Source organism: Elusimicrobiota bacterium (assembly GCA_041660925.1).
In the GTDB taxonomy this organism is placed as follows: Bacteria; Elusimicrobiota; Elusimicrobia; order UBA1565; family UBA1565; genus JBAZUV01.
Window position 1 is genome coordinate 15,096 of record JBAZVI010000007.1, and the last position, 19,984, is coordinate 35,079.

General features: G+C 68.5%; 18 protein-coding genes. 6 read left to right on the forward strand and 12 right to left on the reverse strand.

What is annotated here, in order from left to right; all coding sequences use genetic code 11:
* Window positions 1–10: 10 nt before the first annotated feature.
* The 12 genes from asnB to rplU form a co-directional block, all read right to left on the reverse strand.
* Window positions 11–1,888, reverse strand: coding sequence for an asparagine synthase (glutamine-hydrolyzing) (gene asnB / locus WC969_10585; protein MFA6030290.1), 1,878 nt, complete (start codon window positions 1,886–1,888; stop codon window positions 11–13).
* Window positions 1,888–2,607 carry a DUF72 domain-containing protein gene (locus WC969_10590; protein ID MFA6030291.1) on the reverse strand — a complete coding sequence of 240 codons (720 nt, stop codon included), beginning with the start codon at window positions 2,605–2,607 and terminating at the stop codon, window positions 1,888–1,890. Before WC969_10590 ends, asnB begins: the two co-directional genes overlap by 1 nt.
* A complete protein-coding gene (locus WC969_10595) occupies window positions 2,607–2,897 on the reverse strand; it encodes a hypothetical protein (protein MFA6030292.1) in 291 nt (96 codons plus the stop codon). The genes WC969_10590 and WC969_10595 overlap by 1 nt, the downstream gene beginning before the upstream one ends.
* Before the next feature lie 13 nt (window positions 2,898–2,910).
* On the reverse strand, window positions 2,911–3,309 hold the full coding sequence (gene rpsI / locus WC969_10600) for a 30S ribosomal protein S9 (GenBank protein MFA6030293.1): 399 nt from the start codon (window positions 3,307–3,309) through the stop codon (window positions 2,911–2,913).
* Window positions 3,306–3,746 (reverse strand): 50S ribosomal protein L13, encoded by a 441-nt coding sequence (gene rplM / locus WC969_10605; GenBank protein ID MFA6030294.1) that lies wholly within the window; start codon window positions 3,744–3,746, stop codon window positions 3,306–3,308. Before rplM ends, rpsI begins: the two co-directional genes overlap by 4 nt.
* Window positions 3,747–3,904: 158 nt before the next feature.
* Window positions 3,905–4,714 (reverse strand): hypothetical protein, encoded by an 810-nt coding sequence (locus tag WC969_10610; protein MFA6030295.1) that lies wholly within the window; start codon window positions 4,712–4,714, stop codon window positions 3,905–3,907.
* Window positions 4,715–4,950: 236 nt separating this feature from the next.
* Complete coding sequence (gene dcd, locus WC969_10615; GenBank protein ID MFA6030296.1) at window positions 4,951–5,517, reverse strand: dCTP deaminase; 567 nt, start codon at window positions 5,515–5,517, stop codon at window positions 4,951–4,953.
* 22 nt (window positions 5,518–5,539) lie between these two features.
* Window positions 5,540–6,373 (reverse strand): presqualene diphosphate synthase HpnD, encoded by an 834-nt coding sequence (gene hpnD, locus WC969_10620; protein ID MFA6030297.1) that lies wholly within the window; start codon window positions 6,371–6,373, stop codon window positions 5,540–5,542.
* Window positions 6,370–7,254, reverse strand: coding sequence for a squalene synthase HpnC (gene hpnC, locus WC969_10625; protein ID MFA6030298.1), 885 nt, complete (start codon window positions 7,252–7,254; stop codon window positions 6,370–6,372). The genes hpnD and hpnC overlap by 4 nt, the downstream gene beginning before the upstream one ends.
* Entirely contained in the window at window positions 7,251–8,564 is a 1,314-nt protein-coding gene (obgE, locus tag WC969_10630) for a GTPase ObgE (GenBank protein MFA6030299.1), read from the reverse strand. Before obgE ends, hpnC begins: the two co-directional genes overlap by 4 nt.
* Window positions 8,565–8,633: 69 nt before the next feature.
* On the reverse strand, window positions 8,634–8,888 hold the full coding sequence (rpmA, locus tag WC969_10635) for a 50S ribosomal protein L27 (protein ID MFA6030300.1): 255 nt from the start codon (window positions 8,886–8,888) through the stop codon (window positions 8,634–8,636).
* A gap of 17 nt (window positions 8,889–8,905) precedes the next feature.
* A complete protein-coding gene (gene rplU / locus WC969_10640; protein ID MFA6030301.1) occupies window positions 8,906–9,220 on the reverse strand; it encodes a 50S ribosomal protein L21 in 315 nt (104 codons plus the stop codon).
* 514 nt (window positions 9,221–9,734) lie between these two features.
* Between rplU and WC969_10645 the strand changes: the two genes are divergently transcribed.
* The 6 genes from WC969_10645 (at window position 9,735) to WC969_10670 (ending at window position 19,879) form a co-directional block, all read left to right on the forward strand.
* Window positions 9,735–12,269, forward strand: a complete 2,535-nt coding sequence (locus WC969_10645) for an adenosylcobalamin-dependent ribonucleoside-diphosphate reductase (GenBank protein ID MFA6030302.1) — start codon at window positions 9,735–9,737, stop codon at window positions 12,267–12,269.
* 125 nt (window positions 12,270–12,394) lie between these two features.
* Window positions 12,395–13,129 (forward strand): tetratricopeptide repeat protein, encoded by a 735-nt coding sequence (locus tag WC969_10650; protein ID MFA6030303.1) that lies wholly within the window; start codon window positions 12,395–12,397, stop codon window positions 13,127–13,129.
* Window positions 13,126–15,498 (forward strand): sulfatase-like hydrolase/transferase, encoded by a 2,373-nt coding sequence (locus WC969_10655; protein ID MFA6030304.1) that lies wholly within the window; start codon window positions 13,126–13,128, stop codon window positions 15,496–15,498. Before WC969_10650 ends, WC969_10655 begins: the two co-directional genes overlap by 4 nt.
* Before the next feature lie 54 nt (window positions 15,499–15,552).
* Window positions 15,553–18,144 carry a carboxypeptidase regulatory-like domain-containing protein gene (locus tag WC969_10660; GenBank protein MFA6030305.1) on the forward strand — a complete coding sequence of 864 codons (2,592 nt, stop codon included), beginning with the start codon at window positions 15,553–15,555 and terminating at the stop codon, window positions 18,142–18,144.
* The gene (locus tag WC969_10665; protein MFA6030306.1) at window positions 18,141–18,638 is read left to right on the forward strand and encodes a prepilin-type N-terminal cleavage/methylation domain-containing protein; all 498 of its coding nucleotides are present in this window, start codon (window positions 18,141–18,143) and stop codon (window positions 18,636–18,638) included. Before WC969_10660 ends, WC969_10665 begins: the two co-directional genes overlap by 4 nt.
* Window positions 18,638–19,879: a hypothetical protein gene (locus WC969_10670; GenBank protein ID MFA6030307.1), complete on the forward strand. Its 1,242-nt coding sequence runs from the start codon at window positions 18,638–18,640 to the stop codon at window positions 19,877–19,879. The genes WC969_10665 and WC969_10670 overlap by 1 nt, the downstream gene beginning before the upstream one ends.
* Window positions 19,880–19,984: the final 105 nt, after the last annotated feature.

Here is a 19,984-nt window from a genome sequence, read left to right on the forward strand (position 1 = left end):
GGCGGGGGACTCAGTTCTTGACGGCGGGATGCGGCAGGCTCCGCAGTCCGCGCCACCACAGCCCGAGGACGGCGATGCGGTAGAGCAGGCCGGTATCGATCTCGCGCGAGCCGGCGCGCAGGTGGGCGAGCATCGCGCGCAGGCGGGGTACGTCGAAGACCCCCAGGCCCTCGAAGCCGCGGTCGGCGAGGAGGTCCTCGAGGAAGGAGTTCTTCGGCGAGCGGACCCACTCCTCCCAGGGGACGACGAAGCCGTGCTTGCGCCGGAAGGCGATGGGACGCGGCAGGTACTTGGCGGCGATGCGGCGCAGCAGGTACTTCCCCTTCAGGCGCCTCATCTTCACCGAGCCCGGCAGGCCGAGCGCGTACTCGACGAGGCGCCGGTCGAGGAAGGGCACGCGCGCCTCCAGCGAGGCCCGCATCGTGGCCTTGTCGGCCTTCATGAGCAGGGCGTCGCAGAGCACCGTGCGCAGGTCGAAGCCCTGGGCGCCGGCGAGCGTGTGCGGCTCGTCGTAGTCCTTGAGCCACTCGAGCGCGTCGATCCGATGGGAGGCGGCGCGGAACTCGGGCTTCAGCACGATCGCGTACTGCTCGGGGTCCCCGTGCGCGCTGCTGCGTCCCCAGGAGGCGAGGTCGGCGTAGGGGATGCCCTCGAAGAGGCGCCCGCGCCCGAAACCGCGCGCCAGCGCCGCGGCCGGGCGGCGGCCCCAGGCCGGCATCGCCGCGACGGCCTCCGAAAGCCAGGCGGCCTTGTAGCGGTTGTAGCCGCCGAAGAGCTCGTCGGCGCCCTCCCCGGTGAGCACGACCTTGACCCGCTTGCGGGCGTATTTCGCGAGCAGATAGGTGGGCAGGATGGCCGAGTCGGCGACCGGTTCATCGAGGCACTCGGCGAGGCCGGCGACGTCGTCGAGCACGGCGGCCGGCAGGACCAGCTCATGGTGCTCCGTGCCGAGATAACGGGCGACCGCGCGTGCGTGGGCGGATTCGTCGAGACCCGCGCGCGCGCCCGAGAAGCCGATGTTGAAGGTCTCGACCTTGGCGCGGGTCGCCCGCGTCATCAAGGCGGCGATCAGCGAGGAGTCCACTCCCCCGCTCAGAAAGGCGCCGACGGGGACGTCGCTGAGGAGCTGCTCGCGGACCGAGGCGATGAGGAGGCGCTCGGTCTCCGCGAGGGCCTCGGCGAAGCCGACCTCGCGCCGCGGATGGCGCCCGGCGTGGCGCGAGGGGAGCTCCCAGTACTTCTCGACGCGCAGCCCCTGGGCGTCGAGTCGCAGCCAGTGACCCGGCGGCAGCTTGAGGGCCGCCTCCAGGATGGTGCGCGGCGCGTGGACGAGGCCGTAGCAGAGGTAGTCGGTCGCCGCCGCGGGGTCGATGCGCTCGTGGGGCAGGAGAGCGGCGAGAGCGCGCAGCTCGGAGGCGAAGGCGAGGGTCCCTCCGTCGAAGTGGTAGTAGAGCGGCTTGACCCCGATCGGGTCGCGCGCGAGGGTCAGCGCGCGCTTGTGGGCGTCGTAGACCGCGACCGCGAACATCCCCTCCAGACGCCGGAAGGCCTCCTCCCCGTGCAGCGCGAAGAGGTGGAGCACCGTCTCCGCATCGGAGCGCGTGCGGTAGCGCACGCCGCGGGCCTCGAGCTCCTCCTTGAGGACCGGGTGGTTGTAGATCTCGCCGTTGAAGACCAGGGTGAACCGGCCGTCCGCGCTCGACATCGGCTGGCGGCCGTTCGCGAGGTCGAGGATGGAGAGCCGCCGGAAAGAGAGCGCGGCGCGCTCGTCGCGGAAGGCGGCGGCGTCGTCGGGCCCGCGGTGCGCGAGGCGCTCCGCCGCGGCCTCGACGCGCTCGGCCTCGGGAAGCTTCCCGTCGAGGCGGAACTGCCCCGCGAAGCCGCACATCAGAGGATGCCCATGAGCTTCTTGAAGCGGCCGGCGTCGCGGAAGGAGGCGCGGTTGCCGAAGAAGAGCCAGGTCCGGGCCGGACAGCGCTCGCGCAGGAGCGCAAGGTCCGGGTCGCCGAACTCGTGCGCCCGCGCGTGCGTCGCGGCGTCGAGGGCCCCGTGGACGCGGCAGTAGAGGGCCGAACCGCGCCGCGGCGGCTCATCGCGCAGGGGGTCGCAGACGCGCAGGAGGTCGAGGTCCGCACAGACGCGCTCGACGACGGAGGGCTCCCACCCCCCGTGGGGCTCCCAGACGAACGACGCCCGTCCGCGCGGGGCCCCCTTGAAGAAGCGGCAGAGGGCGCGCAAGCTCTCGGCGCCGGGGTGGAAGCTCGGCGGGGTCTGGAAGAGCAGGAAGCGCGCGCCGAGGACCTCGACGAGTTCCTGGGTCGCCGCGAAGGCGGCGCGGACCTCGTCGCTGTCCTGGAAATGGCCGAAGCGCCCGGGACGGCCGGGAAGCTTGCCGCGGCGGCGCTCATAGGACGGGTTCGAGGCCGGGTGGGTGATGAGCAGGGGGGCCTTCAGCGAGAAGTCGAAGCCTTCGGGAGCCTCGGCCCGCCAGGCCCGCGCGGTCTCGATGCGGGGCAGGTCGTAGAACGGGGAGACGAGCTCGACGGCGTCGAAGCGCCGGTAGTACGAGGCGCGGGCGACGGGGAAGCCGCAGCAGCCGACGCGCACTAGGCCGCCGGAGTCTCCCGCTCCATCGTCTCGGGGAGGAAGCGGGAAATGCTCCAGAGGTACCAGGCCAGGCCGAGGCAGGCGAGCCCGTAGGCGAGCTCGAAGCCTCCGTAGCGCAGCCACTGCTCGCGCGTCACGAACGCCCAGGGCTGCGGGGCGTAGAGGTTGGCCTCGGGCTCGCCGACGAACAGGTCGTAGAGGGCCTTCAACGCCACGGGGAAGCCCCAGCAGGCGAGCAGGACCGCCGGGATCCGCAGGAGACCGCGGACTTTTATGCGTTCCCGGGCCACAGAGGACTCCGGATCAGCGCTTGGAGTACTGGAAGCGCTTGCGGGCCTTCGGCTGGCCGGGCTTCTTGCGCTCGACCATGCGCGGGTCGCGGGTGAGGTACCCTTCCTTGCGCATGATCTTCTTGAACTTCTCGTCGACGCGCGCGAGCGCGCGGGCGAGGCCGTGGCGGATCGCTTCCGCCTGGCCGGTGAGCCCGCCGCCGACCACCTTCACCGTGACGTCGTAGCCCTTCTGCTCGGCCTTCTCGAGCGGGAGCTGCACCGTGCGGATCTGGCGGTCGTAGCCGCGGAAGTACTCGCCGATGGGCTTGGCGTTGACGAGGACCTTGCCCTGACCGTTGGGGATGAGGCGGACCTGCGCGACGGAGGTCTTCCGCCGGCCGGTCGCGAGGATGGAGGAGGAATCGGTCACTTTTTAACCTCGGGCGCGAGCTGAGCGGCGTGGGGGTGCGCGGCCCCGGGGTAGATCTTGAGGCGGGTCATCTGCTGTCCGCGCAGGCGATTGACCGGCAGCATGCGCTTGACGGCGAGATAGACGACCCGGCGGGGATCGCGTTCCATCTGGAGCTTCATGGGCATGATCTTCGCGCCGCCGGCGTAGCCGGAGTGGCTGAAGTAGGTCTTCTGCTCGAGCTTGTTGCCCGTGAGCTTCACCTTCGCCGCGTTGGTGACGAGGACGAAGTCGCCGCAGTCGACGGCCGGCGTGAAGTAGCGCTTGTGCTTCCCGCGCAAAAGGTTCGCGGCCTGAGAGGCCAGGCGTCCGAGGACCTTGCCCTCGGCGTCGATGTGCACCCAGCGGCGTCCCGCTTGGGCTTGCTTCGGGGTCGTGATCGTCGTCTCTGTATGCATAGCCCTGTGAGTATAGCAAAGTCCCCCCCGTCGGAACAATGCTTATTTCTCGTCGAATGCCCGCGAAGCCCCCCTCAATATCAAGAGGTGCCTGCTACCACACTTTTACACTTTTACGACTGAGTCCTTTAAAAGTGTAAAAGTGTGGTAGCAGGCACCTATTTAAAAGTCGGGGTGCCTTGGAGATTCCCGCTTTTATCGCCGGAGCGGTAGCGGGCGACCAAGGCGAAGAAGGGGTCGGAGGGCGACATGAGGTAGTAGACCACGGTCTTGCCGCGGACGACCTGCAGCGAGCTCTCTTTCTCGAGGTCCGCTTCCGACAGCTTCGTGGTCTTTATAAGGAACTGCTCCTCGCCCTCCTCGATCTCCACGTAGCCGGTGCTCTTGAGCATCCCCGCCCGCTTGGCGGCCTCGGCGTCCTCGGCCGCGGGCTTCAACGGCTTCTTCCCCCCGGCTCCGCTCGGGGCCGGAGGGATCCTTGGAGCGCCGGTGAGGGCCGCGGTGCGCTCGGCGGTGGGGCGGGTGTTTCCGCCCGTACGTCCGTCGCGGTAGCGCCAGAAAGCCGGGAGGCTGCGATGGATGCGGTTGAAGAGTTCGTCGCCTTCCTGCGTCAGCATCCCCCGGGAGTCGAAGAGGTCCCGGCCCGACAGGCTGCGCAGGCGGAAGACCTCCTTGGCCTCCGCGCCGTGCGTCTCGAAGTACTTGCGGGCGTCCTGCGAGCGGAGGAAGAGGTATTTCCGATAGCCCTCGACGGTCAGCCAGACGTCCAGCTCGCTGGAGCCCGTGCGGGACTCCAGCGCGTAACCCTTGAGCGTCCCCATGCGCGCGCGCAGAAGCCCGAAAGCTCCCAGCGCCTGCGCCTCGCGCACGCGCGAGAGGAGCGTGAAGTCGTCGGCCGAGAAGTCCTCCTGGTCCTGCGGCACCACCCGGCGGCGCTTCATCTCCTGGAGCGCCGCCGACCGGTCCATGAGCGGGAGCTGGGCGCGCAGCGTCCCCGCGAGCAGCGGGAAGAGGAAGAGGCCGACTAGAAGCCATCCAGAAACCCCGTTGATACGCGAAAACGTGGATTTCGCGCCTCCGGCTAGGCAAGAGGACCGCAGCGTACTGGAGGTACGCGGCGGTCCGAGCAACGACGCCGGAGGCCGAAAGCCGCGTTTGCAGGCGCAGCGGGGTTTCTGGATGGCTTCTAGGGACGCCCGGAGCATCAGGGGTTCTTCTGGAGGATGCGGGGCAGGACGACGCCGGTCTGGCTCTGGTACTTGCCCTTGCGGTCCTTGTAGCTGGTCTGGCAGACCTGGTCGCTCTCGAAGAAGAGGAGCTGGGCGATGCCCTCGTTGGCGTAGATCTTGGCCGGGATGGGCGTCGTGTTGCTGATCTCGATGGTGAGGATGCCCTCCCACTCGGGCTCCAGCGGGGTGACGTTGACGATGATGCCGCAGCGGGCGTAGGTGCTCTTGCCGAGGCAGACCGCCAGGACGTTGCGGGGGATGCGGAAGTACTCCACCGTGCGGGCCAGCGCGAAGGAATTCGGCGGCACGATGCAGTGCTCGCCCCTGAAGTCCACGAAGGACCGGGGGTCGAAGGCCTTGGGGTCGATGCAGCCGGCCAGCGCGTTGGTGAAGATCTTGAACTCGTCGGCGACCCGGATGTCGTAGCCGTAGGAGGAGAGCCCGTAGGAGACCTTCCCCCCCCCGTCGAGACGCTCCACGAAGGGTTCGATCATCCGGTCCTCAAGGCAGCGCTGCCGGATCCACTGGTCGGATTTGATCATGAACGGGGCTCCTGGGGATATTCTAGTAGATGCCGTGGGTCCGGGCCCAGGCGCGTCCGGCGAGCACGAGCTTGCGGCCGGTGCTCAGGCCCACGCGCTGGAAGAAGACGCGGTAGTTCTCGGCGCGCACCCGCTCGAGGACCTCTTCGTAGACCTCGGCCATGACCTCGGCCGGGAGCATCGCGACCCGGTCCTCGGGCTCGAGGAGGGTCCGCGCCTTCCGGTAGTACTCCTTGGCGCGCTCGTACTGCCGGCTCATGAGGCGCGTGAACTCCGGGCCGTAGCGCCGGTGCACGACGGCGTCCTCGCTGCAGCCGGCGGCGCGCAGGTCCTCGAGCGGCAGGTAGATGCGGCCGCGCTCGAGGTCGCCGCCCACGTCGCGCAGGATGTTCGTGAGCTGGAAGGCGTTGCCCATGGCCACCGCGTACTCGCGCACGCGCTCGGGCGGGGTGCGCTTGTAGCCGAAGATCTCGACGCAGAGCAGGCCGACGGCGCCGGCCACGCCGTAGAGGTAGCGCTCGAGGTCCGCGTAGGTCTCGTAGCGGGTGCGCTCGAGATCCATGCGCACGCCGGCGAGGACGTCGAGGAAGGCCGCCTTGGGCAGGCGATAGGCCAGCACATGGGGGCGCAGTCGCCGGGCGAGCGGGTGGGTCTCCTTCCCTTCATAGAGCCGCTCGATCTCGGAGCGCCACTCCTCCAGAGCGCGCGCCGCCTCCGGCGGCGGCAGCGCCCCGGAATCCACCACGTCGTCGACGTGCCGGCACCAGGCGTAGACCGCGCGCAGGGCCTCGCGCTGGGGCGCGGAAAGGAACAGGAACGCGAGCGAGAAGTTGGAGCCGGACTCCGGAGCGCTCATCGCCGTGTCAGCGTTTTGAAGGCGAGCGGGGGCCAGTCGAAAACGCCGATCCGGGGGCGCCGGTGGAGCGTGTCGAAGCCCTGCTTGCGCACCTTTCGCAGGACCTCCATGCCGCCGAACCAGGTCAAGCGGACCTCCCAGCGCAGCGGCCAGTCCAGCCGAGCGGAGAGCGGGCGTCCTTCCTCGAAAAGGGCCTTCGTGCGCTTCCAGGTCAGCTTCACGAGGTTGCGGAAGCGCTCGTTGGCCACGCCCATGCGCAGGTCGGCCTCGCTGTAGCCGCAGGCCCGGAAGTCCTCCTGGGGAAGGTAGATGCGGTCGCGCTTGAGGTCCCCGGAGAGGTCCTGCATGAAGTCGACGAGGCGCAGGCCCGAGCAGACGCAGTCGGAGAGCTTGAAGAGCTCCGGGTCGCGGTAGCCGTGGATCATGAGGACGAGTCGGCCGACCGGGTCCGCCGAGCGCCGGCAGTAGTCGAGGAGCTCCTCGAAGGTCTCGTAGCGGGTCTTCGTGCAGTCCTGGAGAGCGGCGTCGAGGAGTTCCTCGAAGGGCCCGCGGGGCAGGTCGAGGGCGCGGAAGGTATCGGCCAGGGCGACGAAAACGGGGTGCTTCGGCGTCTCCCGGCCCACGGCGTCGAGCTGGCGGCGCCAGTCCCGGAGGCGCTCGAGGCGGGCGTCCTTGTGCTCCGCCTCGTCGGCGATGTCGTCGGCGATGCGCGCGAAGGCGTAGACCGCGGCGACGTGGCGGCGCAGTCGGCGCGAAAGCATGGGAGAGGCGACGGGGAAGTTCTCGGGGTGACGGTCGGCGAGGCGCTGGCAGAACGCGTAGGCGGCGCCGGCGTCGGAGGGATCCTCCGCCTTCGCCTCGTAGAACTCGAGAGTCTTCAATGCTTCCTCCCCGCTCCCTTATAGACCTTGTACGCGCGCTTGGCCTCGGACCATTCGAACTCCGTCTTCCCTATGCGCACGGTGTCCCCCTCCTTGATCCCCGCCCGATGCAGGGCCTTCTCGACGCCCACCCGCTTGAGGATGTTCTGGAAGCGGTCCACCGACTCCTCGAGCGTCATGTCGGTCATCGCCGTCAGGCGCTCGAGGGCGGGTCCGCTCACGCCGAAGGCGCCCTCCCCGAGCCGCTCGACCGCGAAGCCCTTCTCGAGGCGCACGATGTCCGCGTCCTCGTCCGCCTCGACGCGCAGCGCGGGCTTCGTCAGCGGGATCCGGGCGAGGTCGGCGATCAGCACGTCGAGCAGCCCCTTCACCCCTTCTCCGGTGGCGGCGCTGATGAGGAAGATGCGGCGCTTGGGGTAGCGGCGCTTGAGCTTCGCGTACAGCTCCTTGGCGCCGGGCAGGTCGGCCTTGTTGACCGCGAGGACGCGGGGCTTGGCGGCGAGCGCCGGGCTGTAGCCCTTGAGCTCGGCCTCGATGACGCGCACGCCGTCGAGCGCGTCGGAGGTCCCGAAGCCCTGGGGGTCGACGAGATGCACGAGCAGGCGCGTGCGCTCGACGTGGCGCAGGAACTCGTCGCCCAGGCCCTTGCCCGTGTGCGCCCCCTCGATGAGCCCCGGGATGTCGGCCATCACGAAGCCGCGCTCCTTGTGGGTGACGAGCCCGAGGTTGGGCGAGAGGGTCGTGAACGGATAGTCGGCGATCTTGGGGCGGGCGTTGGAGACGCGCGCGAGCAGCGTGGACTTCCCCGCGTTGGGGAAGCCGGCGAGCCCCACGTCGGCGATGAGCTTGAGCTCGAGGACGAGCTCGTGCTCCTCGCCGGGCTCCCCCTTCTCGCAGATGCGCGGCGCGGTGTTGCGCTGGCTCTTGAAGGCGTAGTTGCCGCGGCCGCCGCGGCCGCCGCGGGCCGCCCGCCAGGGCACGCCGGGGGTCGAGAGGTCGGCGAGGACGCGTCCGTCCCGGACGACCACGGTCCCGAGAGGGACGTGGACGACGAGGTCCTTGCCCGCGCTGCCGGACTTGCGCGTGCCCTTGCCGTTGGAGCCGCACTCGGCGAGCAGGCGCCGCCGATAGGCGAAGTCCACGAGCGTGGAGAGGTTGGGGTTCGGGATGAAGACGACGTCCCCGCCCCGGCCGCCGTCGCCGCCGTCGGGGCCTCCGAAAGGCCGGAACTTCTCGCGCAGGAAGGAAAGGCAGCCGTTGCCGCCGGTTCCCGCCGCGACGAAGACGCGGACCTTATCGACGAATGCCATGATGTCTCCTAAGAAAGAACAGGATGCGGAGGCCGCATCCTGTTCTTTCGTGGACCGGCGAGGCCGGTCTCAGGCGGGAAGGACGCTGATGCGCTTCTTGTCCTTCCGAGCCCACTGAAAGGTCACGACGCCGTCCGCGGTCGCGAAGAGCGTGTCGTCCTTGCCGCGGCCGACGTTGAGGCCGGGGAGGAACTTCGTGCCGCGCTGGCGGACGATGACCATGCCCGACCGGACCTTCTGTCCGCCGTAGCTCTTGACGCCCAGACGCTGGCCGTTGCTGTCGCGTCCGTTCTGGCTCGAGCCCTGTGCTTTTGTGTGCGCCATGGGAAACCGCCTCGACCTTAATTGATGACGATGTCCTTCACGCGGATCTCCGTCAGCGCCTGACGGTGACCCATGCGGCGGACATAGTTCTTCTTCGGTCGCTTCTTGAAGACGATGATCTTGGGACCCTTCACTTGGCGGAGGATCTCCACCTTGACCTGGGCCGATTGCTTCGCGGGGGCGGGCTTGCCGGCTTCCTGCCCCTCCGAAGCGGCCCAGAGGGCCTTGAGTACGAGCTCCGTTCCTTCCTTAGCCTCGAGCTTCTCGACGCGCAGGGTATCTCCGGGCACGACCCAATACTGCTTTCCACCCGTCTCGATGATCGCGTACATAACCCGACCATTATACGAAAAGCCCGGCGATTGCGCAAGTGTTCCGCACGTACCCGGGGGACGGGTTCCTCGTCGGACGGCGCGAAGGCGCTGAACGGGCGTTCCTTCGCGAGGAGATGAAATGTCAAATAAGGCGCTCCACATGCCTTTGCGTGCCGTTCTTTATCATCGATTGCTCTAATCATCCTGTCCCCTGCTCATCCCCCCTGATGTCGCACTTCGAAAATCACCTTATTTTTAAAGGATTAACAGATGTTATCGGCGCTTCTGCCGGCCTCTTCCGTCTGATGGATTTCGCGCCGCCCCCGTCGGGACCACGACGGAGCATATTCCATGTTTTACCATCGACTATCATTAAATCCTCCAGGCGGGTTTTCAAGACCATGGACCTATGCGTTTTTTGGGTCCGCTGAAAACGACGTTCCTCGACGGAGGATTTGACACTGAAAATGCGCGGCGATATACTTCACTCCACGCTTTTCGAAGCGACATTCCGACGCAAGGTGAGCCACGAGTGAAACAGAAGACCGCCGCAGACAAAGCAACCCGCATCTCCAAGATCCACGCCAACGAGAATCAGCAGAAGGTCATCAAGGACAAGTATCTGCGCGACGCCGCCAGCATCGAGACCTGGCTCGACGGAGTCGCCCGGAACGTCGCCCTCTCCGAGATCCTCAACCACCCCGACGCCGAGAAGTGGGGCGTCTTCGAGGGCGTCCGCTACACCGTGGAGAACTCGCCCGCCCCGGCCGACGGCGTCCGGGAGCCCCTGATGACCCTCTTCCACGAGGGCGCCAACGAGACCTCCGAGCGCGACGCGAACTTCATGCGCCTCATGAAGAACCTCGAGACCGTCTCCAAGAAGGTCCCCGAGGCCGCGAAGACCCACGAGGTCTGGACCGCGCGCTTCTACAACCTCATGGCGAACTGGGACTTCCTCCCGAACTCCCCTACCCTTATGAACGCCGGCCGCGAGCTCCAGCAGCTCTCCGCCTGCTATGTGCTCCCGGTGCCGGACTCCATGGAGGGCATCACGAAGGCCGTGACCGCCCAGTCGCTCATCCAGAAGTCGGGCGGCGGCACGGGCTTCGCCTTCAGCCGTCTGCGGCCCAAGGGCGACATCGTGAAGAAGACCCAGGGCGTCGCCTCCGGCGCCATCTCCTTCATGCAGATCTTCGACAAGATGACCGACGTGGTCAAGCAGGGCGGGACGCGCCGGGGCGCCAACATGGGCATCCTGAACGTGAACCACCCCGAGATCCGCGAGTTCATCACGATGAAGAACACCCCCGGCGTGATGGAGAACTTCAACATCTCCGTCGGCGTCGACGCGGAGTTCATGCGCGCGGTCGCCGAGGACACCGAGTACGACCTGGTCCATCCCCGCACGAAGGAGCCCACGGGCAAGATCCGAGCCCGCGAGATCTGGGACCTCATGGTCGAGAACGCCTGGAAGTCCGGCGACCCCGGCTACGTCGTCATCGACCGCATCAACTCCTCGAGCTCCAACCCGACGCCGTCGCTCGGTCAGATCGAGAGCACCAACCCCTGCGGAGAGCAGCCGCTGCTGCCCTGGGAGCCCTGCAACCTGGGCTCGCTCAACCTCGCGAACTTCGTCACGGGCCCGCTCACCGAAGGGACCTTCGACTTCAAGCGCCTGGAGCAGGCGGTGACGACGGCCGTCCGCTTCCTCGACGACGTCATCGACGTCAACAACTACCCGATCCCCGAGATCGAGCGCATGGCCAAGGGCAACCGCCGCATCGGCCTGGGCGTCATGGGCTGGGCCGAGACGCTGGTGAAGATCGGCATCGCCTACGACTCCCCCGAGGCGCTGGCCTTCGCGGAGAAGCTCATGCGCGCCATCAACACCACGGCGCGCGAGGCCTCCGAGCGCATCGCCAAGGAGCGGGGGGTCTTCCCGAACTGGAAGGACTCCATCTTCGACCCGGAGAGCGGCAACTACCGCGGCTCCGCCGCCCAGCCCCGCAACTGCGCGCGCACGACGATCGCCCCCACGGGCACCATCGCCATCGCGGCCGGCCTGCACGGCAGCGGCATCGAGCCCTTCTTCGCGGTGGCCTACACGCGCTACAACGCGAAGGCCCTCGACGCCCTCAAGCAGGGGCAGACCCCCGAGGCGAAGGACGTGTTCTTCGAGGTCAATCCGCTCTTCAAGGAAGTCGCCGAGGACAACCACTACTTCGGGCTCTCCAAGGCCGACCTGTGGAAGAAGATCAACGACAACCACAAGTCGGTGCGCGGCATCGCCGAGGTGCCCGAGCGCATCCAGGCGCTCTTCCCGACCGCGCACGACGTCTCCGTCGAGCACCACGTGCGCATCCAGGCCGCCTTCCAGCGCCACTGCGACAACGGGGTCTCCAAGACCATCAACCTCCCCAACACCGCGACGCTGGAGGACGTGAAGCACGCCTACCAGCTGGCCTACGACCTGGGCTGCAAGGGCATCACCATCTACCGCGACGGCTCCAAGTCGCAGCAGGTGCTCAACCTCAACGCCCCGGCCGAGACCGCCTCGAAGAAGCGCCGCCGCGACCCGACCGAGTCCTTCGGGGTGAAGTCGGAGTACTACCTCATCAAGACCGGCTACGGTCCGCTCCACATCCACATCAACTACGACGAGCGCGGGCCTTACCAGGTCTTCACGAACATCCCGCCGCTGGGCACCGAGATCTCGGGGCTCACGTCGGTCATCGGGATCCTGCTCTCGAAGTACCTCGCCGAGGGCGGCGACCCCATCCGGATCCTCAAGCACCTCAACGCGGTCAAGGGCGACCGCCCCCTGGGCTTCGGCGAGAACCGCATCGACTCCATCCCGCACGCGGTCGCCGTGGCCCTGCGCCAGCACCTGAAGCACACGGGCTGGATCTCCGACAGCAACTCCGAGGAGGCGAACAAGACCGTCGACGCCCTCCTGGAGCTCGCGAAGACCCAGCACTGCCCGAAGTGTTACTCCTCCAACGTGGCACACGAGTCCGGCTGCTCGGGGCCGTCCTGCAAGGACTGCGGCTACTCGGAGTGCTCCTGAAGACCTGACGGACGTCGTCGGGTCCGACGGAAGCCCCCGGGGTGAATGAGACCCCGGGGGCTCGGTTTTATACCCTCGGCGGGAATCCCGAGTCAGGATTCCCGCCGAATGGTATCATGGGCGCGGTGAACATCCCCTTCGCGCGGAACCGGCCGCTGCGCGCCGCCGCCTGGGCGCTCCTCGGCCTCGCGGCCTTCGCGTGCGGTTCCCTCCTTGCGCGGCCGGACGCGGCGAGCGGGAACCGTCGGCTCATGGAGCGCGCCACGCTCGCGCTCGACGCGGGCCGGCCCGCCGAGGCCCGCGTGCTGCTCGAACGCCTCGCCAAGGAGCAGCCCGACGAGCTCCTCGTGCTGAGCACCCTCGGCCTCGCGATGCAGCAGCTCGAGGATTGGCCCGCGGAGCTGGCCGTCGGGGAGCGGCTCTTCCGCCTCGCGCCGGAGAACCCGCTGACCTGCCTCAACCTCATGCTCCCCCTCGAGATGCTGGGGCGCTACGACGAGGCCCTCGCCGCCTACCGGCGATGCGCGGTCCTGGACCCCGACAACATCGAAGGACTCTTCAACTTCGGGATGTTCCTCGAACGCCGCGGCCGCTACGCGGAGGCCGTGGAGGTCTACCGCAGGCTCGCGCGCTCTCCGGCCTTCCTCGGGCCCCGCCTGGCGATCGCGCGCGTCCGCCTGCGCCAGGGCCGGCCGGCGGACGCCGAGGCCGAGGTCCGCGCGGTCCTGAGGGTCTCTCCGATGAGCAGCGGCGCCCTCGACCTGGGCGTCTCGACGGCCGAGGCGGTCGGCGATCTCCGAGAATCCCGGCGTCGCCGCCTGCTCCTGCCGGCGGCCCTCGAACGGGAGCAGCACAAGTGAACCCTCTCGACCTGGCGCTGCGCACGCTCTGGGGACTCTGGGGCCTTCTCATCGCCGTCTCCGCGCTCTTCGCGCTCGGAGCGCAGGGGCCGCAGCTCCTCGAGGCGCACCGCCTGCCCGCAGCCGTCGAGACCTTCCGCGCTCATCCCGGCGCACTCTTCGCCGCGCTCGCCGCCCTCTCACTGCTGCGCCTGGCGCGTCGCGACGCGCGCAGGAGCATCGCTCCGTTCACGGCCGCGCTCGCCGCGTCCGGAGCCGGACTGCTGATGTCGCCGCCGCTGCGGCTGCCGGCGGACTGGGCGCCCATGCAGGCGCTCCTGGCCTGGCTCCCCCTGTCGGCCTGGGAGGGAGCGCTCTTCCCCCTCGCACCGCCTCTTCACTGGCGCCTGCGCGAGGACGGGCCCGAGGGCGGACGCGTCGTCACGGCCCTCTTCGCCGCCGCGCTGCTCTCCTGGACGTTCTCCTCGCTCGGTCTCGCCGCCCGCGCCGACGCGGAGAGCTGGGCGCTGGGCGCGAGCTGGAGCCTCCTCCTCCATCTCCTGCTCGCCGCGGCGGCCGCCGCCTCATGGGCGCTCGCCCGCGAGCTCGTGCGCTGGGCGGGAGGCGGAGCCCGCGCGGAGGCCGCCGCCCTGCTCTCTCTGCTGGCGGCGGGCGCGGCGCTCCTTTTTCACGACGCCTTCTGCGCCCCGCTCGCCGTGCGCGCACCGTGGGCCTTCTGCGCCGCCCTCGCGGCCGGCGCCGCGCTCGCCTCCTCCTGGGGAGGCGTCTGCCGCGCCTGCGCGAAGCACCCGCTCCCCTCGGGAACGGCGTTCCTCTGCGCGCCCCTGGGCCGCCTCTCCGCACCGGCCGCATGGGGAGCCGTCGCCGGCGGCGGCGCGGCCTTCTGGGGGCTCCAGCTCCTCCTCCCCGGCCGAGACTGGGGAGACCTCCTGCGCACGCTGAGCGCTCCGGCGCTCTGGGCGGCGCTCGCAGCCCTCGCTTACGCCTCCCCGCTCCCCCGTCTCCGTCGACCCGAATGGGCGTCGCTGGCCGTCGTCCCCGCGGCCGTGCTCCTGCTCGCGCTGCGGCTCTCCGGCGGCGCGGCGGTCTCCGCGCTCGAGCGCGGCCTGCGCGCGCAGGAGCTCCGCGACCCCTCTCTGCGCGCGGCGCGCCGCCTCTTCGCGCGGACCGCCGAGGACCCGCTCTTCGCGTTCCTGCGCGCGCGCACGAACCTCCCCGCCGGCGCCCCCCTGCACCCGCGGGACCCCGCGCTCGTCGACGTCTGGAAGCCCTTCCCTTCCCCTCTCCCCCACGTCTTCGTGTTCGTCATCGACAGCCTCCGCCGCGACCATGTGAGCGCCTACCCCGACGCCCGCGTCCGTACCCCGGCTTTCGAGGCCTTCTCCCGCGAGGAGGGCGCCTTCGCCTTCGACGCCTTCACGCAGTACGGCGGCACCGGCCTCGCCCAGCCCTCGCTCTGGGCCGGCGGCGTCCTGCCGCATCGCCAGCCGCCGGCGGGCTTCCCGGAGATCGACAACCTCGGCCGCCTGCTCGCGCGCGCGGGCTACCGCCGCTGGCTCGGGCTCGACGTCTACCTGCGCCGCTTCCTCGCCCAGGCGCCCGGAGACCGCCTCCTCGACGAGGGCGCCGTCGGAGATTATCGCTTCTGCAATACGACGCGGGAGCTCGCGGCCTTGCTCCCGCAGGCCGCAGCCGGGACGCCGGTCTTCGTCTATTCGCGCCCCGAAGACCTGCACATCGCTCTGCGCATCCGGGACGGCGACCGGCGCGCGGAAGGCGCCGAGCGCTACGCCGAGCGCGTGCGCGGCGTCGACGCCTGCTTCGGCCGCTTCGTCGCGGACCTCAAGCGCGCGGGCCTCTGGGAGCGGAGCATCGTCGTCCTGACGGCCGACCACGGCGACCTGCTCGGCGAGGACGGGCTCTGGGGCCACGCCGACACCCTGCGCCCGCAGGTGCTGCGCATCCCGCTGGTCCTGCGCGTACCCCGCGCGTTCAGCAAAGAGCTGAGCCCGGTCCGCTCCCCCGCCTTCCTCACCGACCTGACGCCGACGCTCTACGCCCTGCTCGGGCAGAGCCCGCTGAAGGGCGGCCCCCTGCGTGGGCGACCGCTCTTCCTGCGCGAAGGGGAGCTCGACCCCGGTCCGGGGACGCGGCTGCTCGCCTCCAGCTTCAGCACGGTCTGGGGCCTGCTCGAAGAGGGCCGTTATCTCTACATCGCCGACGCCCTCAACGCCGAGCGCTCCTTCTACGACCTCTCCGCGGATCCCGGCGCACGGCGGAACCTCCTGACCCCGCCCCTGGACGCGAGTCGTGCGCGGGACCTGCGCGTCCTGGTCGAACGCCTCATGGCCGAGTTCAGGCGGACATGACGCAAATCGTCTTGCGCGTCTCCCCTCGGAGCCCTATACTATCGCGCGCGCACGATGAAGACCTTTTCCTTTAACCGCGGCCGCCGCGGCGTGACCCTCGTCGAGCTCATGGTCGCCGTCTCGATCCTTTCGATCGCGATCCTCGGGCTGACCGGCGCATTCCAGTACATCAGCAAGTCCATCCGCATCTCCCGGGCGCGCACCCTCGCCATCAACCTCGCGCAGGAGAAGGTCGAGAACCTCAAGAACCTCTCCTACTACAAGCTCCTGCTCACGACCGACACCGTCACCGACAACAACTTCTCCCCCGCGCTCGTCTACGACAAGTCGAACTACCCGCCCGAGGACATCTACACCGGCGGCATCACCTTCAAACGGGGCACTTACGTCGCCTTCGCTCAGACCGACAACAACGTCATCTCCACCGTCTCCTACACCTACCCCGACCCCGGTCTCAAGCAGATCACCTCTTACGTGCTCTGGCAGCAGGACGGGACCTGGCGCAAGCTCGTCCTGCAGAACCTCTACGAGAATCCCTACGTCAACACGCTCGACGGCACCATCCGGGGGACGGTCAGCCCCTCGGTGGCCGGGGCCAACGTGCGCGTCGTCGAGAACCCGGACTGGAACGCCACCACCAACGCCTCGGGCGTCTACAACTTCAACGTCGTGACGGGCACCTACACCGTCCGCGTCACCTCCGCCGGCTGGTACGACGCGAACCGGCCCATGGTCAGCGTCTCCACCGGCGGGACGACCATCGTGGACCTCACGATGACCCAGATCGGCTCGGGAACCGTCTCCGGCTCCGTCTGGGCCAGCACGATCGCCCTCATCAGCCAGGTCGTCGCCGCGACCACGACCGCCTGCGGCAGCTGCGGGGGGAGCCTGAAGGACATCGAGTACGTCGAGCTCTTCAATCCCACGACCGCCGCCATCAACGTCGCCGAGGACGGGCCCGTGAACCAGTACCTCGAGCTCGAGTACCGCGACGAGAGCTCCGCTTTCAACGTCGACGACCACGGCGGGGCGGGTCAGAACTTCGACCTGACCTACGTCTCGACCTGGATCCCGCCCTCGAAGTACTACCTCATCGCCAACGCCACCTTCTTCTACGTCGCCGGCAACTGGATGACCGCCGACGCGCACTACGACAACCTCAGCGGGACGCTCAAGGACTACATCCGCAACGACACGGGAGGCGGCGGGAAAGCCGGCGGAGTGCGCCTCGTGCGCTACGACGGACTCCTCCTCGACGCCGTGGGCTGGTGCGACGCCGACAACTCGCCGCCCGCCGACTCCTACAAGGGGACCTTCCTCGACCTGGATGCCCTCGACGGCATGAACAAGGGCGACCAGCTCGTTCGCATCTCGAGCCCGCTGGTGGTCAGCAACACGATCGGACGCGCCTACGACTCCGACTCCAACACCCGCGATTTCTATTTCCCCCACGCCGGCGTCTTCTCGGGCCTCCTGTACCGCCCCTTCTCGACCGCCGACGCCGCGCAGACCGTGCTCACCGGCAAGCCCATGCCCGGCGCCTTCGTCGAGTCCGACGACCTCCTGGGGACCTCGACGCGCTCGTACACGGCCTACATGAGCAGTCCGAGCAACGGCACGCTGATCCCCTACGCGCCCTACGGCCTCTATCCGGCGGCCACAGGGACCTGGACCCTGACGGTCTCGAGCGGACTCTACCTCGCCCAGATCGGCACCGTCACCGTCACCCAGTTCATCTCGATTGGCGCCCCCAACGCCTCCTCCTCGCCCACCTGGGTCAGCGCCGGCAGCCCCTTCGTGCGGCTCTCGAGTTCCGGGGTCGGCGGCTTCATCTCCGGCCGCGTCACCGACGTCGGCAACCGGGGCATCAACAACATCCAGGTCCTCGCCGCCGGGGTCCTCAAATACACGAACACGAGCGGCTACTACTTCGCCTACGTCTCGAGCGGCCCGATCACCGTCATCGCCAACCCCAACAACGCCGACACGCGCTTCGTCCAGACCCTCTCCGAGACCGTGGTCTACACCGGCCAGGTCACCGAACAGGACTTCATCCTCTCCCAGGGAGGGGTCATCCAGGGCTACGCCACGACCGGGACCTCCGCGCTGCCCAACGTCATCTTCACCGCCAACCGCGGCGGCTACCAGTACGGCTCCGGCTCCACCGACAACACCGGCTACTTCTACATCAAGAACATGACCACCGGGACCTACGTCGTCTCCCCGGCCCTCGACCCCATGCAGACCTCGGACCCGGTCTCGACGGACACCTACGTCTCGGGCGCCAACGCGGTCTTCGCCGCGAGCTTCACGGTCATCGGCGCGCTGGGCTCGCTGGCGGGGACCGTCACCTATGGGAGCGACCTGCACATGACGGGCGCGCTCATCGTGGCGAGCACGAAGGCCATCTCCAGCACGCCGCCCTCCATCGTCGCCTCCTCGGCCGGAGCGCAGACCACCTACTACTCCGCTTCGAGCAAGGCCGACGGCACCTATACGCTGGACCTGCGCGGCCCGGCGACCTACTACATCTCCGTCTATGTCCCCATCATCGGCGCGACCTCGGTGACCATCACGACCAAGACCTTCTCGGACGTCGTCGTCAATCCCAGCATCACGACGCCTTACAACATCGTCGTCCCATGAAGAACACCCTGCGCCGCGCCGGCTACTCCCTCGTCGAACTCATGATGGCGGTCGCCATCGTGGGCATCATCGCCTCGGTGGGCCCGCGCATGCTCATCCAGGCCCAGAACTACTTCCTCATGACCACCGCCCGCAACGAGATCCAGCGCGACGCGCGCGCCTGCATCGAGATCCTCAACCGCTTCCTGCGCCAGGGCAAAGCCACGAGCATCGTCATCAGCACGCCGAGCGGACAGGGACCGATGTCGCGCATCGACTTCCAGCTCATCGACGGCCGCAACGTCTCCTTCCGCCAGAACGGCGCCCAGCTCATCCAGCGCTTCAGCGGCAAGGAGAACATCCTCTCCCGCAACCTCAGCTACATCGCCTTCACCTTCCCCCGCTCCGACGACCCGACGCTCGTGAGCGTCTCCATGACCATGTCCAAGAACGTCCAGCTCGGCCGCAAGAAGGCCCTCGAGCTGACCATCCAGAAGATCCGGGTGATGAACTGATGAAGCCCCGAATGAACCAGTCCGGCCAGGTGCTCGCGGCGGTTCTCCTCATCCTCGTCATCCTGACGACCCTCATCCCCCTCATGGTCCTCTACACCCAGCGCGAGGCCAAGTGGACGGAGAAGCAGGCCCAGAACACCACGGCCTTCCACCTCGCCGAATCCGGCATCGAGAAGGGCTTCCGGGCGTTGACGACCTCTACGATCACCTGGGCCAACCTGACCAACCTGGGGACCCAGATCAACGGCTTCAGGTTCGACGTGGCCTATTCCGACGTCCCCGGCGGGACCTACGCGGTCTCCATCACGAGCGGCCCTCAATCGAAGCAGGCCACCATCATCAGCATCGGAAAGGACCGCTACAACAAGGAGGTCCGCGCCATCCAGGCGGTCTACGGCCAGAACACCCTGGGCAACGTCGCCATCGAGGCCGTGCGCGGCGTCAATCTCACCGGCGCCAACACCCAGGTGGAGTGGGGCGCCGTCGTCAGCAAGCTGCCCATCATCACCAACAGCCGCGTCTGGCCGCAGTTCTGGTCCGCGGGGAGCGTCGACCAGGACACCGACGGCTCCGCCGGCGTCAACTGCGACGACCCGAACTGCGTCCAGTGGCACTCCTACGCCACCCTCCCGCCTCAGCCCGAGATCTCGATCGAGGTCTACCGCGACTCGGCGAACGCCACCTCGACCTACTACAGCGCCTCCCAGAACTGGTCGAGCGGCTACACCTACACCGGCGGCGGCACCGTCTTCGTCGAAGGCAACGTCTCCAGCGCGAAGAAGGTCAACATCCTCGGCAACCTCATCGTGACCGGGAACTTCACGACCGCCACGGGCGTATGGGGCGAAGGCACCGCCACCGTGCGCATGCCGCGGGAGGCCTGGAAGCAGTACGGCCGCAACGCGACCTCCTGGACCCACTACCGGACCTGGGACACGACGCTCACCGCCTTCCCCGGCAAGGACTCGACCTACTACTACACCTCGGGCACGCAGAGCGGAAGCAAGTGGGGCGTGCGCGGCTTCATGTACGTCGGCGGGAACTTCACGACCAGCGGCGGCGGCGGCGGCACCGACATCTACGGCGCCATGCTCGTCAACGGCAGCTGCGTCCTCGACGCGAATTCTCCCGTCGTCGTCTACTACGACGAGGAAGCCTCGAAGAACATCATCACCCGCAACATCATCCTCAACCGGGTCTCCTGGCAGGACCTGGTGCGGTCGTGGCCGACGGGCCTCTAGAGGCCCGTCCCCTCACCCCGCGCTGAGCGCGAACCCCTCGCCGGCACCCCGACGCTGATAGTGCCGCAGACCGGACGCGGAATGGAATCCGATAGTCCGGTCGCC

Coding starts and splice junctions, on each gene's coding strand:
- asnB (MFA6030290.1), bottom strand. CDS start 1,888: ATGTGCGGCTTCGCGGGGCAGTTCCGCCTCGACGGGAAGCTTCCCGAG.
- rplM (MFA6030294.1), bottom strand. CDS start 3,746: ATGCATACAGAGACGACGATCACGACCCCGAAGCAAGCCCAAGCGGGA.
- WC969_10610 (MFA6030295.1), bottom strand. CDS start 4,714: ATGGACCGGTCGGCGGCGCTCCAGGAGATGAAGCGCCGCCGGGTGGTG.
- dcd (MFA6030296.1), bottom strand. CDS start 5,517: ATGATCAAATCCGACCAGTGGATCCGGCAGCGCTGCCTTGAGGACCGG.
- hpnD (MFA6030297.1), bottom strand. CDS start 6,373: ATGAGCGCTCCGGAGTCCGGCTCCAACTTCTCGCTCGCGTTCCTGTTC.
- obgE (MFA6030299.1), bottom strand. CDS start 8,564: ATGGCATTCGTCGATAAGGTCCGCGTCTTCGTCGCGGCGGGAACCGGC.
- rpmA (MFA6030300.1), bottom strand. CDS start 8,888: ATGGCGCACACAAAAGCACAGGGCTCGAGCCAGAACGGACGCGACAGC.
- rplU (MFA6030301.1), bottom strand. CDS start 9,220: ATGTACGCGATCATCGAGACGGGTGGAAAGCAGTATTGGGTCGTGCCC.
- WC969_10660 (MFA6030305.1), top strand. CDS start 15,553: ATGAAGACCTTTTCCTTTAACCGCGGCCGCCGCGGCGTGACCCTCGTC.
- WC969_10665 (MFA6030306.1), top strand. CDS start 18,141: ATGAAGAACACCCTGCGCCGCGCCGGCTACTCCCTCGTCGAACTCATG.
- WC969_10670 (MFA6030307.1), top strand. CDS start 18,638: ATGAAGCCCCGAATGAACCAGTCCGGCCAGGTGCTCGCGGCGGTTCTC.